This is a genomic window from Rickettsia sp., from assembly GCF_965035265.1.
In genome coordinates this window covers 1-13,552 of record NZ_CBCDJS010000029.1, presented here as the reverse complement: position 1 = coordinate 13,552, position 13,552 = coordinate 1, and the positions used below count along the sequence as shown (strand labels likewise).

Here is a 13,552-nt window from a genome sequence, read left to right as displayed (position 1 = left end):
CTATTTTACCTATTGCATTACTGAACGTACCTATCTTCTGTATTAATTGGTTTGCTCCTTGGGGAATGGATTATATGTCAGGTATGATGGGAGTAAATATGCAAAATATCGTAGCTCTGGTTATTATTGCTTACGGTATGTACGGTTATATTGAATTTTCAGGACGTATGGTAGCAAAATTAACTAGTGCTGCCGGACCTTCAGCTACCGGTATGGGGGCAGCAATGTCTGACGCAGCAGAAAATAAAGCATTAAGCCAAATAGGTATGGATGCTAAAACAAGACAAGGTATCGCCGGCAGAGCGGAAAGTCGATTAAAACAACGCAATAAAACGTTAGGTCAGGCTGAGAAAAATAGAAAAAATATGCCACAAGAAGGGGGTGAGAAGAGAAATGAAGAACCACCTAAACCTGAGTTGCCGAGATAGAGAGTGAATCAAAAATCGTCATTGCGAGCGACTGAAAGGAGCGTGGCAATCTCGTGAAATAATAACAAACTCCTGAGATTGCTTCGTCAATTACTTACGTAATTTCCTCGCAATGACAAAAAATAAAAATCACGGTATGACGTGTTGGATAACAATTTAAATTATGAAAATTCTTAAGAGTTTAGTTTTATTAGTTTTGTTTATGGCAATGCCAGCTAAAGCTGTCGATGCTTTTTCATGGATGTCGACCGGTTTTGGTGGGTTAAAAAGCTTATTCGGTTGTTTAGAAGTGCCTGAATTTACAAGTTTTCAAGAAGGTAATATAGGAATTAGTTTATCTACCGCCGGAACTTGGCAATCAACAGGTAATGCTGTTGAGAAAGGTAAATTGTTAAAAATAAATTGGTCTACTTCAGGTATTACTCCTGAACCTAGAAAATATCTAGTATTATATAGAATTGATCCAAGATTTAGTACGCCGCAAGTTTTCATTAAAACTTATAATTATTCTAAATTACAATTTGAAGCTTTAGGATTTCCTCGTTTTGTTACGGACAATAACAGTGAAACACCGGGAGCTATACCGCCTGATAAAGACCTTGATGCACTTTCATTTAATAAAATGTCTGATTCTGTTAAATATTTTAACTATTCTAACGGTAATTCGAGAATTGAAGTTAAGGCCGGCGATATAGTAAATATTAGTTTAGTGAGTAAAGATAATTTTTTTAGCCCTAATACTCCAGTATTTCCAAGTACCGTAGATAATATTTTAGCACAGGAACTTGATAGTTCGATATTTGCCGCTTCTGCACTTTATACTGAAAGCAACCTTGGCAACTTTGATAATAGAATAATTTACTCATCTGCAGAGCAGGTATGTAATCTTATAGATGCTTCAAGAGATCCTGACAAACCAAGTGGATGTAGCGGTACTGGCTCAGCTACAAAATATAAAAGTATAAATAGTAACGCAGCATTAGTCGGCAAACCTATGAGGGTTGGAGTAGTACAGAATTTTATGGGCTTAATTAATTCTTGCCCTATGGGTTCTAATTTAAATACTAGTCCTGCTTGCTATTACGATCAAGGTAGAGGAATGACAATTAAAGTAGGCGGTCAGGTTATTAAGGGACGGGATCAAAGTTTTGTAAATTCAGGCAGTACTCAAAGTAGCTTTATATATTATCAAGCGACTAGCGGCGGTACTATGGATTTTACTAGCGATTGGCAAACAAATAATATGTTTGCTGAGTCAGCTCTCATGAGTGATTGGAGTCGAAATTTTTCGAATTATAATGATTTTAATGATTTCATAACTAATAAACCTAATCCTAATCCCCCGCCTCCTAAGGTGTCTAAGGATTGGTTAGTTAATTTTTTATATTTTGGTCGTTATGCGATGATTGTTGAAATAGGTAACGGAACAAATTCAATTAGTCCGGGTGATCAGCAAAATATAAGTTTAGAATATGTAATAACACAGGATGGTGCGTTACCTGATTCATCTGTTCGCGGTACGCCAGTAGATTATAATTTTGCAGCTGATGCACCGCAAGATGGATATTTATGGTTAAGGGTAGTAAATCCTAATAGTAATATACAAGGGGTAGTTAGTGTAAATTATGCTAATTATACCGGTACAACTTGGTTTTCGGATATAGTATATAATGGCGCTATTAAACCTATTACCGATCAGTTTAGAACTTTTAGTCAAATGTTTTATATGAAGTTAGTTAAAAATTCTGCAGTGCAGAATATAGCTAAAGCTGCATTAACTCTTTATGTTACTATATTTGGACTAATGTTTGTTATGGGAGCATTAAAATTAACTGCTATAGAAGTAATAATACGTATATGCAAAATAGCTATAGTAGCTTTTTTAATTAGAGAAGAAAGCTGGGGTTTCTTTAATACATACTTCTTTAGTGTATTTACTGACGGTATTGATTTCTTTGTAACTAACGTAGTAGGTGCTACAAGCTCTAGATCTAATATTTTTGGTTTTATTGATCCTATATTTGATAAATACACTAACGGTAGAATTTGGGGGTTGTTATTTATTGAATTATTACAAATACATAACGGGTTAACATTTATTGCTATTATAACCATCTATGGTCTTATTACTTATTTTAGAGCTGTTTTAGAAGTTATAATAGGTTATGTTATCGCATTCATAGGGGTAACAGTTATGATTTCATTAGCACCGTTTTTCATAATATTAATGTTATTTGAAAAAACTAAGAGTTTATTTGATAACTGGATATCGACATTGCTTAGTTATGTAGTGCAGCCGACAATATTATTGATTTTCTTTTTATTGATAGATCAGGTTTTATCTGAGCAGCTTTTAAAAGTGGTAGTTAGAGCCTGCTGGGATACTCTTATACCGATAAAAATAGGGCTTGATTTAACAAATCTTGGTGTTCCGATCAATTTCTCTTTTACATTACCGTTCTTACCCGGAATACCTTTCTTTGTACCGGATGTTCCGGAAATTAGTAGTTCTAATATTTTAACAAATAATGCTAATACTTTCTTAGTATTATTTACTACGGCTTTATTATTTTATTCATATTGCTTGATGTCATATGGTTTAGTAACTTTTGTAAATATAGTAGTCGGAATGCTTACAAATGTTACACCGGCACGAATATCAGGAAATTATCAAGAACGTTCTGATCCTGTAGGAGCTGTTATGGATGATATATTACTAAAACCAACTAATAAGGATGGTACAAAGGGACCTTCAAGGATTAAGAGTGCCGTAATGGCTCCGGTAAATCTTTTCAAGGATAAAATAATTGATCAAAATTATAAAGCTAGTGAACCCCAAGGCGGCGGTGAACATACAAGTAAATTTTTATCTGAACGTAATGATGTACCGAAGAAAGAAGAAGAGAGGAAGTAGTATAGGTTATTTTAGTGTCATCCTAGCTAACTTGAAAATCGTCATTGCGAGCAGCCGTAGGCTGTGCGGCAATCTCATGAAATAATAACAAACTCCTGAGATTGCTTCGTCAATTACTTACGTAATTTCCTCGCAATGACGTTGAAATTAAGAATATAAAAATAACACATAAAAAATAAATGAACAAAAATATTTTTATTACATTATTAATATCGTTATTGCTGCTGCTCTCCGGTTGCAGCGGTGATACTTGTATTGATCCTGATGATTTCGGTTTTATCAAATTTGATGTTTCTTCTAGATATGATCCTGCTGAAGTTACTTCAAGACAGGAGGGTGATCAAGTAGCACCGTGGCGTGACAGTGCTTATAAAGTAAACGGCTATCCGTTAACTGTTATGGTAAGACCATGGAATTATATACTTGGAGATAAAAATACTTCAGGTCAGTTATCTGCATGGTGTCCATGGTACGGTCAAAAGAATAATACAACTACTTTGGCTGCTTTTTGTGTTAAGCTACAACCGTGTACTTTTTGGGATAATGCTAGGCTTGATATGTGTACTCCTAATCCCGCAAGTCAAAATGATGCAATGATTAGTAATGCTCCATGTATAATGACAGACGGCGTCGGGCTTTATTTTCTTATTGCCGCTAAAAATGCTGATCCTAATATTTCACCGGATAAACAGCGTAAACCGGACGGTATAACTCAGCATTTAGGAGAGCTTACTTCGAGTGTAGGCTATGACTTTTATAGTATTAGTAGTACAGGACAATTCTTAAAAGCCGGCGGTATAAATTATCAATATAAAGGTGAAGATAAGTCAAAATATGCTCAATCGCCTCTTTATTTTAAGATTATAGATAAATTTTATGATGATAATAGCGGGCAATATAGATTAGTAATAAAGTCCGGAGTTAGTGATACTAGACCCGATCCACTACAATTTTTAACAGATTTAATAAAAGGAGTATTATTTGGTAACGATGGGATCATAAAGAAAACTTATCAACAAATAATTGATACGCCGGGTTATAGGATGAGTGTCTCGGCTATTTTAACTCTATATATAATGTTTACGGGCTTTTCCTTTTTAATAGGTAATATAAACCTTACTCATGTCGAACTTATAGTTAGAATATTAAAAGTTAGTATAGTTTCAATATTATTAAGCACTAGTAAAGCTTGGACATTTTTTCATGATTATTTATTCGTATTTTTTATTGATGGGGTTCAGCAAATACTGCAAATAGTTAATGAGGCTTCGGCTACCGGTCCGGGTTCTCAAAGTTTGCTTGGGTTACTTATTTCTCCTCAAACTTTATCTAAATTATTTTCGTTACTGTTTGTTGATTGGCTTGGCTTTATATATATCATTCTATATATGATAGCTCTGTATTTTATTTTCTTCCTTATATTTAAAGCTACTATTATCTATCTCACTGCCCTTATAACTATCGGTATGATTATAATTATGGGGCCGATATTTATTTGTTTTATGTTGTTTAATATAACTCGTTCGTTATTTGAGAATTGGTTAAGACAATTAATATCATACGCATTACAGCCTATAATTTTATTTGCCGGTATCGCTTTTATTTCAATGATAATCAGAAGTGAAGTATATTCAACACTCGGTTTTGCTGTATGTAAGCATGATTTTCCTAATTTAGGTCCGATAAATGAAATATTTGGTAGTTTCCTTGAGGATATAGATCCAAGTCTTGGTAATTCAATATTTTATTGGTGGTTCCCCGTACCAATGAAAGGCGGTATAAATAATTTCCACAAAGCAAAGATATTAGTTCCTGAAGATTATATAAAAGATGATGGTACTACGCACTGTTCTGCGTATGAGTGTATAGAGGAACGCTATATTGAGTTACCGTTTTTAGATTTAGTTAAAGATGCAAAAAGGATTAGTAACTTTATAAATGGGAAATTTGTCCAACTTGACGGGATATTACTAATTTTTGTGTCTATTTATTTGCTAAGTAAATTTAACGATACTGCTATATCGGCGGCACAGTTTATTGCCGGTACTTCAGGTAATTTAACAGACATACAAAAAGTTAATCAGCAATCTTATGATTCGGCTGCAAAACAAATGAATAGGCCGCTAAGTTATGTGGCTAAGACGGTAAGTGCACCTATAACTACACGGGTAAGTGCGAAGGTAGAGGAAGCTAGCATGTCCGTTGCCAAAGGATTTGAGGGTATGATGATGGGAAGACTTGAAAAGCAAGCTCTTGGTTCTTCTGCTAATAAAGCCGTACAAAATGAGGTTAAAAGAAAATACGGTATAGATTCTAAAGATGTAAAAATGAATGCCATTACGGATTATGAAAACGGTATTTCAGGATTATTAAAGAATTTACCTAAAGGGAATGAATTAAAAGCAAAAGAACTATCGCAAATGAAATTTACTCAGCTTCGAGATAAAATTGCTGCAAATAAATATGGAGTGAAAGATTACGCCGCTTTAAGTAAAGAACAAAAAACTGAGCTTGATAAGTCATTAAAAGATGCTAACTTACGTGAACTCGCTAGTGACGCAAGCTTTACTAAGGACTATCAAGATGCTTATAAGTATGCCCACCAAGCAATGTCAGGGCGAGGTGTTGGTCTCTTTGGTAAGAATATAGGAGTGCTTAGAAGTTGGCAAGAGATGGAACATCGTATTGATACAAAACGTAACCTAAAAGAAGAAAAGCGTGTAGGTATAGGTGAAAAAATCTATGCCGGTTATACGGGATTAAAGCGAGAAGCATTAACTGCTATAGTTGGTAAAGATTTACGTGATAAATATGAGGGTAATCTCACAAGTGCCGAATGGCATGATTTTGAATATAACGACCCAAGACTTAGAACTTATAGCGAAAAATTAAAAGATGAAGAAAAAGCACGAGAATTTAGTGAGCTTCAAATGCATATTAATAAGGAAACGCTGGCTGCTCAAGCAGATATATTATCTCCTGAATATTTAGCAAGGCTAGAGAAAACAGGTAGACAGAGTGATGTGGAATATTATCAAGAATTAGCTCAAAGAAAGCTCATTCATGAGGTACGTGGTAAGTTATTCGAGGAAGGTGAACCGGTAATGATGGGCGATAGATTTATGCGTGAAAAAGCTACTGACTCTCAGATGCGAGATATGATAGATAACGCTCATAGAAAACATGCACAATTTATAGATGAAGATCGATATACTCGTCGCCAAGAGCATTATGATATTGTACATGAGAAAGCTCAGGAAAATATAGAGCAAACGTATAAAGAGCTTAAAGATCATTTCAAAAGAGATGATATCAAGATCGAAGAAATGCCGGCATTAATAGCACAAAAAGTTAAAGATACCGCTGAGGGAGCTGAAATAGACCAAAAGATTACGGAAGAGCTTAATAACTTTAATGCTGATGTTAAAAATTATGAATATAGTACTGACGTGCTAAATAAAATAGAGGATAGAAAGCAAGCTATTACCGATGAAGTAAATGCTCAGATCGATCAGATTAATAAGTATAGGGAAAATGCAAAAATGCAAACCTATGTAAAACCTATAGTAAATGAGGGTAGAAAACTAAGAAAATTAGAAGATCATTTGAGAGGTATGAAATAAAATAATTAATAGTTTTTTTAAATCACCGTCATTGCGAGGAGTTGCGTTAGCAACGACGCGGCAATCTTATAAGATAATATAAAAAACTCCTGAGATTGCCACGCCAGCATAAATGCTGGCTCGCAATGACGACTCTTTTAAAAATTGTCCGCTACTAGAGGACAAGCCACGGGATGACATTGCGTATATACACTGTTGCGTTAATAGCACTTAAGAAATTCCCACTAAAAACAATAATTAGTTTTCCCTATATTAATTGGGCTATATATTATTTAATAATATATATAGTAACTAATTATTATTAAGGGGTTTATGAAGAAACAACATATAATAAACGAGACATTTTTAGATGCGATTCTAGCTAAGAAATTAGGCACTACTTACACTCCTCCAAAAGAAATCAACGATCCTGACTTTGATGAAGCAGCAAAGCATTTCATCAATCTATTACTTAGAGCAGATGGCTTTAAGCCTGTTAAAACTGCCGTAGTTCATCCGATCGATAAAGAATCATTACTCGGTGCAGTTAGAGCAGCACAACTTGATGTAATAAAACCGATTCTTATAGGACCGCAACATAAAATCGAATCAGTAGCAAAAGTTAATAATGTAGATCTTGAGGGTTATCAGCTTATTAATGTTGAGCATAGCCACGAAGCAGCAAAAAAAGCTGTAGAGCTTGCAAAGAAAAGAGAAGTTGCAGCGATTATGAAAGGGTCGCTGCATACTGATGAGCTTATGTCTGCGGTAGTTCATAAAGAGAATGGTCTTCGTACTGAACGTCGTATAAGCCATGCTTTTTTAATGGCAGTTGCTACTTTTCCAAAGCCTTTTATTATTACCGATGCTGCTATTAATATCCGCCCTACTCTAGAAGATAAGCGTGATATAGTACAGAATGCTATTGATTTAATGCATATGATCAAAGAAGACAAGCAGGTTAGAGTTGCAGTATTATCGGCAGTTGAGACGGTAACCTCTGCAATTCCTACAACCCTTGATGCTGCCGCTTTATCAAAAATGGCAGATCGTGGACAGATTACGAATGCTATAGTTGATGGTCCCCTTGCGTTTGACAATGCTATATCTTTATTTGCTGCGGAGGCTAAAGGTATTAGCTCTTCAGTTTCAGGAAATGCCGATATATTAGTAGTACCTGATCTTGAATCAGGCAATATGCTTGCAAAACAGCTGAAATATTTGGGACAAGCGGTTATGGCAGGTATCGTGCTTGGAGCTCGTGTGCCGATTATTCTAACCAGCAGATCCGACCCTATGGATATGCGTGTTATTTCCTGTGCACTTGCTTCATTTATTTATAACCATACCAAGGCAAAGTTACATATCCAAGCAGGTAAATAATATGAAAGATGTTATTTTAATAGCTAATGCCGGCTCATCTAGTTTGAAAATTTCTATTTTTGAAATTCAGAATAAAAAAGTTAAGGATAAAATTTATAATATTTTTTTAGAAAAAAATGATAATAAAATATTATTTCATATAAATAAAAAACAGGAATCTGCTACCGACATTAAAGATGATGCTATTGAAGTGATGATTGATCTTTTTGAAGATTGGTGGAAAAAACAAGAGAATCTCAATTTAATTGCAACCGGTCACCGTATTGTCCATGGCGGAAAAAATTTTAATAAACCGGTTATTGTTAATGAAAAAATTAGCGAAGATTTAAGAGCATTAATACCTCTAAGTCCCTTGCATCAACCTTATAATTTGCAGGTACTGGATTTATTTCTTCAAAAATATAAAGAAATTTCGCATATAGCATGTTTTGATACATCGTTTCATTTTACCAATCCGCCTATTACAAAAGCTTTCGGTTTACCGAAAAAATATTATGATAAAGGGGTAATTCGTTATGGTTTTCATGGGTTATCATATAAATATGTTAGCAGCCATTTTAAAGAAATGACAAAAGAGGATTTACCTGTAAAGACTATTATAGCTCACTTAGGAAGCGGTAGTAGTTTATGTGCTATTAAAAACGGTCTCAGTTTAACAAGTTCCATGGGCTTTAGTGTACTTGACGGTGTTATGATGGGTACAAGAACAGGTAACCTTGACCCCGGAGTAGTGTTATATCTTATCGATCATGAGAAAATGACTACAAAAGAAATAACCGAGTTATTATATAAGAAATCAGGATTGCTAGGTATATCCGGTGAAAGCTCTGATATGCGTACTTTGCTTGCCAGTAACTCGCCTGATGCTAAATTTGCTATAGATTTATTCGTGTATCGCATTGTACTTGAAATAGGTAAGCTAGCTGCTGCACTTGAGGGGGTTGATTGTCTAATTTTTACTGCCGGTGTTGGACAGAATTCCGCTGTAATACGAGAAATGATTACTGAAAAACTTTTATGGCTCGGTATTAAAATAGATGATGCAAAAAACCAAAAAAACGAGCATCTAATAAGTGCTGAAAGCAGTAAGGTTAAAGTTTTCGCTGTGCCGACAAACGAAGAGCTAATCATCGCTGAGGAAGTGCTGATGTTTTTATAACACAAATTAGTTAATTTTTGATTACTTATAAATGTATTTTCTTTATTAACTTTCTTTAAAATAAAAGATATGCAACTATAGCTATATTTTTAACTTAAATTTTGGAGAAAGTTATGGTAGAAAAATTTGATAAAAAGAAAGCAGAAAAAATAATAGAGGATATTAAGAATGATAAGATAAATCCATTTTCTCTTTCCCCCAATAGTGATGAAAAGGCTGAGAAGGCCAGTAAAGCTTACAAAGAGGCATTAAAAATAGAAGAAGAAGCAAAAAATGCAGGAGAAACTTTAAGTAAAGATGCTCAAAGACGCTTAAATAAAATAAAAACTCGTTATAAAAAAGCAGTCGAAGAAAGAATAAAGGATATTAAAAACAATAAGATAAATCCATATAGTGATGCAATGAAGCAGGGTTCTAAAGTGGATTTTATGGGAAGAAAAGTTATAGCTAAAAACGCAGCCGAAGGTTATAAGGTCGCATTAAAAATAGAGCAGCAAGCAAAAGAAGCAGGTGTTGGTTTAGATAAAGATGCTATGAGACGCTTAGAGAAAATAAAAAGTCGTTATATGGCAGCTGATAAGGAAGCGAAACTTAAAAAACAACAAAGCGATCAAGCTTATAAAACGAATCAACAAAAAGCTGAAGCATTTAGAAGTGGTGCAACAGCTGCTGCTAGAAAGCAAAGAAAAGAAGATTATAGAACAGGGGGATGGGGTAAATAATTAAATTATAATTGTATTGTATTAATTGGTACTAGGCACTATTTTAAAAATATGCTTCTATTACACGCCACAATCTTAACCGTTTTTCCTGAAATGTTCCCTGGGATCTAGGGCATTCTTTAGCAGGGCAAGCACTACACAAAAATATCTTATAATAAGTACTGAAAGTTGGTGATTAAAATATATGAATACAAATATGGATTTAAATTTAGATGCTGAGGATGAGAGCGATAAATATAATTGGCAGTTATATTATAAATTTGAAGAAGTAATATATAAAGGTAGTGATTCAGAAATAAAAAAATACTGGCTCAATTCAATGAACAGGATTTTTTGAATATTCCTATAATATTTGATTTAGTAAGCTATAAAAAGTTACGTTTGCTAAAGCTATTATATAAGAAAAATATTCCTTTAACTTATGAAAAGAAAGGGTTCGGAGGTAATGCTTTACATGTTGCATGTGGTGCCGGTGGGAATTTAAAAATAGTAAAATTTTTTGTTGAAAATAATATATTAACTGATATTCATAAGAAATCTGAAAATTTTGGTGATACGCCTCTAACATTAGCTATATGCTATGAACATCATGATATTATAAATTACTTTAAACAAAAATTTAATGTTACTTCTGTCACGTTAGAAGACTTAGATGTTATATTAGATCGAGTCAAAGCAAATTATAGAAGATATTATAATATAAAAAAGCATTACGAAAACAAAAACACTAAATAATGTCCCTACTTCATGCCACAATCTTAACTGTTTTTCCTGAAATGTTCCCTGGGACTCTAGGGCATTCTTTAGCAGGTCAGGCTCTGAAAAAAAATATTTGGTCATATGACGTTATAAATATTCGAGATTTCGGTCTAACTAAGCACAAAAATGTTGATGATGAGGCTTACGGCGGAGGTAGCGGGCTTATAATGCGTCCTGATGTTCTAGGCAGTAGCATAGATCATGCTTTATCTTTAAATCCTAATGCTCAAATTTACTATCCATCACCTCGCGGTAGAGTCTTTACCCAAAGCTTTGCTAAAGAGATGTTACAGGGTCAAAATCCTATATTCTTATGCGGACGTTACGAAGGGATTGACGAACGTGTAATTGAAGAGTATAATATCATGGAAATTAGTGTGGGTGACTACATTTTATCCGGCGGAGAAATACCTACTCTTACCATTCTTGATTGCTTAATTAGGCTACTTCCTGGGGTGTTGATAAATCAAAATACCTTATCTTCCGAGTCTTTTGAAGAAGACGGAGAATTTAAAGGGGGGCTTGAATGCGGTCTATATACAAGACCTGAAATTTGGCGTGATCGAGCTGTACCGAGTGTTTTATTATCCGGTAATCATAAACTAATTAATGAATGGAAAAGAGAGCAGTCTCTTATGATTACTAAATTACGCCGTCCGGAGTTACTTAAAGATTTATAGTATGGAGTTAATAAAATGAATATTATTGATAGTTTTGAACAAGAAAATATTTCAAAACTTGCGGCAAATAAAAAGATCCCTGATTTTGAAGCCGGTGATACAGTTAAAGTAACCGTTAAAATTATCGATAGATCAATTGAAAAAGACGGTAAGGAAAAGCTAACAGAAAGATTTCAAGCTTATGAAGGTGTAGTTATCGCTAAAAGAAATCGTGGTATTACTTCATCTTTTTTAGTACGTAAAATTAGTCACGGTGAGGGTGTTGAGAGACGCTTTATGATTTACTCGCCGATAGTACACTCTATTGATGTAGTAAAGTACGGGGTAGTTCGTCGTGCTAAACTCTACTATTTAAGAGAAAGAAGCGGTAAGTCGGCTAGAATTAAGGAAAGATACGTTCATGTTTCTAAAAAACTTAAAGCAAAAGCAGCAGAAGCTTAAGAATGTTGAGTGTCATACCGTGGCTTGACCACGGTATCCACAAATGCAACTTAAAATACTAATAATTTTAGTATTTTTAAACTGGATCCCGCGATCAAGTCGCGGGATGACAATTAGGAACCGGTATACGTAACAATGACGTACGCTCAAATCCCTAAAGTATCTCTATAAAGTTCAAGCATAGCGTCCTGTTCGGCAAGCTTATCTTTATCCAATTTCTTTAGTTTCAATATAGATTTCATAGCTTTAACATCAAACCCATGCGAAGAAGCATCTTGAAAAATATCTTTGACTTCCTCCGATAAATCAGCTTTTTCTTGTTCTAATCTTTCTATTTTGCTTATATATTGTTCTAATTGTTCTTTTACTACTACTTCTGACATAAAAAATTTATTTAACCTTTTTTAAATTACTATATAATACAAATATAATCCTTATTCAACAAAATATATCATAATGCAAATTTATCCTTTAAGACTTTTGCCTAATAAAATCGATTTTGATTTTATGAACTTTAAAAAAGTCAGTTACAGTTTCTCAATTATTTTATCACTTATTAGCTTTATTTGGATCGGTATATATAAATTTGATTTCGGTATTGATTTTGCCGGCGGTATAGTTATTGAAGTAAGGCTTGATCAAGCTCCTGATTTGCCAAAAATGCGAGGGGTTCTAGGCGAACTTGGAATAGGTGAGGTGGTCTTACAAAATTTCGGTAGTGAGCGTGATCTATCAATTAGATTCGGCAGTAGTAGTGAAGAAAATCTCATGAAAAATATTGAGCTAATTAAAGCATCTTTGCAAAATAATTTTCCATATAAATTTGAATATCGTAAGGTAGATTTTGTCGGTCCGCAGGTGGGTAGACAGCTAATAGAAGCAGGAGCTATGGCGACGCTGTTCTCTTTCTTAGCGATTATGGTGTATATTTGGGTGCGTTTTGAGTGGTATTTTGGTCTGGGTATACTTATCGCTTTAGTGCATGATGTAATACTTGCTCTTGGGTTTATGAGTATGACTAGACTTGATTTTAACTTAAGTACTATTGCCGCAGTGTTAACTATTATAGGTTATTCTGTTAATGATTCAGTAGTAATATATGATAGGATTAGAGAGAATTTACGTAAATATCATAAAAAAAATATCACAGAAATTATAAATTTAAGTATTAATGAGACTTTATCAAGAACTATTTTAACGGTAATTACTACGCTACTTGCTAATTTAGCTCTTATTCTTTTCGGCGGTGAGGCGATCCGTAGTTTTAGCGTACTTGTATTTTTTGGAATAATAGCTGGTACTTATTCCTCGATTTTTATCTCCGCTCCAATACTTACAATGTTTGCTAATAGGAAGTTTGAGAAGAAGAAGTAAAGAGTGTTATATGTCATTCCCGCGGAGGCGGGAATCCAGCCTTTCGAATGTTTTTTTCTGGATTCCCGCCTCCGCGGGAATGACATAAAC

The 13,552-nt window shown here is 34.2% G+C and carries 11 protein-coding genes and 2 pseudogenes; 12 read left to right on the top strand and 1 reads right to left on the bottom strand.

All coding sequences use genetic code 11. The features are described 5' to 3' along the window. The 11 genes and pseudogenes from AC1Z7D_RS03035 to rplS form a co-directional block, all read left to right on the top strand. A pseudogene (locus AC1Z7D_RS03035) lies at window positions 1-428 on the top strand (type IV secretion system protein); the annotation flags it as partial. 163 nt (window positions 429-591) lie between these two features. After that, window positions 592-3,342, top strand: a complete 2,751-nt coding sequence (locus AC1Z7D_RS03030; protein WP_482601845.1) for a TrbL/VirB6 family protein — start codon at window positions 592-594, stop codon at window positions 3,340-3,342. 179 nt (window positions 3,343-3,521) lie between these two features. Further along, a complete protein-coding gene (locus AC1Z7D_RS03025) occupies window positions 3,522-6,965 on the top strand; it encodes a TrbL/VirB6 family protein (RefSeq protein ID WP_482601843.1) in 3,444 nt (1,147 codons plus the stop codon). Window positions 6,966-7,277: 312 nt separating this feature from the next. After that, window positions 7,278-8,327: a phosphate acetyltransferase gene (locus AC1Z7D_RS03020; RefSeq protein WP_482601841.1), complete on the top strand. Its 1,050-nt coding sequence runs from the start codon at window positions 7,278-7,280 to the stop codon at window positions 8,325-8,327. A gap of 1 nt (window position 8,328) precedes the next feature. Continuing rightward, window positions 8,329-9,486, top strand: a complete 1,158-nt coding sequence (locus tag AC1Z7D_RS03015; RefSeq protein ID WP_482601839.1) for an acetate/propionate family kinase — start codon at window positions 8,329-8,331, stop codon at window positions 9,484-9,486. Window positions 9,487-9,599: 113 nt separating this feature from the next. After that, on the top strand, window positions 9,600-10,208 hold the full coding sequence (locus AC1Z7D_RS03010; protein ID WP_482601837.1) for a hypothetical protein: 609 nt from the start codon (window positions 9,600-9,602) through the stop codon (window positions 10,206-10,208). A gap of 51 nt (window positions 10,209-10,259) precedes the next feature. Next, a pseudogene (locus AC1Z7D_RS03005) lies at window positions 10,260-10,357 on the top strand (tRNA (guanosine(37)-N1)-methyltransferase TrmD); the annotation flags it as partial. A gap of 35 nt (window positions 10,358-10,392) precedes the next feature. Next, the gene (locus AC1Z7D_RS03000; protein WP_482601835.1) at window positions 10,393-10,545 is read left to right on the top strand and encodes a hypothetical protein; all 153 of its coding nucleotides are present in this window, start codon (window positions 10,393-10,395) and stop codon (window positions 10,543-10,545) included. Further along, entirely contained in the window at window positions 10,542-10,943 is a 402-nt protein-coding gene (locus tag AC1Z7D_RS02995; RefSeq protein ID WP_482601833.1) for an ankyrin repeat domain-containing protein, read from the top strand. Before AC1Z7D_RS03000 ends, AC1Z7D_RS02995 begins: the two co-directional genes overlap by 4 nt. Continuing rightward, window positions 10,943-11,647: a tRNA (guanosine(37)-N1)-methyltransferase TrmD gene (trmD, locus tag AC1Z7D_RS02990; protein WP_482601831.1), complete on the top strand. Its 705-nt coding sequence runs from the start codon at window positions 10,943-10,945 to the stop codon at window positions 11,645-11,647. The genes AC1Z7D_RS02995 and trmD overlap by 1 nt, the downstream gene beginning before the upstream one ends. A 15-nt stretch (window positions 11,648-11,662) precedes the next feature. Beyond that, window positions 11,663-12,088: a 50S ribosomal protein L19 gene (gene rplS, locus AC1Z7D_RS02985; RefSeq protein ID WP_482601829.1), complete on the top strand. Its 426-nt coding sequence runs from the start codon at window positions 11,663-11,665 to the stop codon at window positions 12,086-12,088. A 146-nt stretch (window positions 12,089-12,234) separates the two neighbouring features. On the opposite strand, the gene AC1Z7D_RS02980 is transcribed toward rplS, so the two are convergent. After that, window positions 12,235-12,471, bottom strand: coding sequence for a DUF2312 domain-containing protein (locus AC1Z7D_RS02980; RefSeq protein ID WP_482601827.1), 237 nt, complete (start codon window positions 12,469-12,471; stop codon window positions 12,235-12,237). Between the two features lie 73 nt (window positions 12,472-12,544). Between AC1Z7D_RS02980 and secF the strand changes: the two genes are divergently transcribed. Then, window positions 12,545-13,462 carry a protein translocase subunit SecF gene (gene secF, locus AC1Z7D_RS02975; RefSeq protein WP_482601825.1) on the top strand — a complete coding sequence of 306 codons (918 nt, stop codon included), beginning with the start codon at window positions 12,545-12,547 and terminating at the stop codon, window positions 13,460-13,462. The last annotated feature ends 90 nt before the right edge of the window (window positions 13,463-13,552 follow it).

What these genes read in the sequence shown, in the direction of transcription:
- AC1Z7D_RS03000 (WP_482601835.1), top strand. Translation starts at nt 10,393, where the DNA reads ATGAATACAAATATGGATTTAAATTTAGATGCTGAGGATGAGAGCGAT.
- rplS (WP_482601829.1), top strand. Translation starts at nt 11,663, where the DNA reads ATGAATATTATTGATAGTTTTGAACAAGAAAATATTTCAAAACTTGCG.
- secF (WP_482601825.1), top strand. Translation starts at nt 12,545, where the DNA reads ATGCAAATTTATCCTTTAAGACTTTTGCCTAATAAAATCGATTTTGAT.
- AC1Z7D_RS03010 (WP_482601837.1), top strand. Translation starts at nt 9,600, where the DNA reads ATGGTAGAAAAATTTGATAAAAAGAAAGCAGAAAAAATAATAGAGGAT.
- AC1Z7D_RS03020 (WP_482601841.1), top strand. Translation starts at nt 7,278, where the DNA reads ATGAAGAAACAACATATAATAAACGAGACATTTTTAGATGCGATTCTA.
- AC1Z7D_RS03015 (WP_482601839.1), top strand. Translation starts at nt 8,329, where the DNA reads ATGAAAGATGTTATTTTAATAGCTAATGCCGGCTCATCTAGTTTGAAA.
- trmD (WP_482601831.1), top strand. Translation starts at nt 10,943, where the DNA reads ATGTCCCTACTTCATGCCACAATCTTAACTGTTTTTCCTGAAATGTTC.
- AC1Z7D_RS02980 (WP_482601827.1), bottom strand. Translation starts at nt 12,471, where the DNA reads ATGTCAGAAGTAGTAGTAAAAGAACAATTAGAACAATATATAAGCAAA.
- AC1Z7D_RS03030 (WP_482601845.1), top strand. Translation starts at nt 592, where the DNA reads ATGAAAATTCTTAAGAGTTTAGTTTTATTAGTTTTGTTTATGGCAATG.
- AC1Z7D_RS03025 (WP_482601843.1), top strand. Translation starts at nt 3,522, where the DNA reads ATGAACAAAAATATTTTTATTACATTATTAATATCGTTATTGCTGCTG.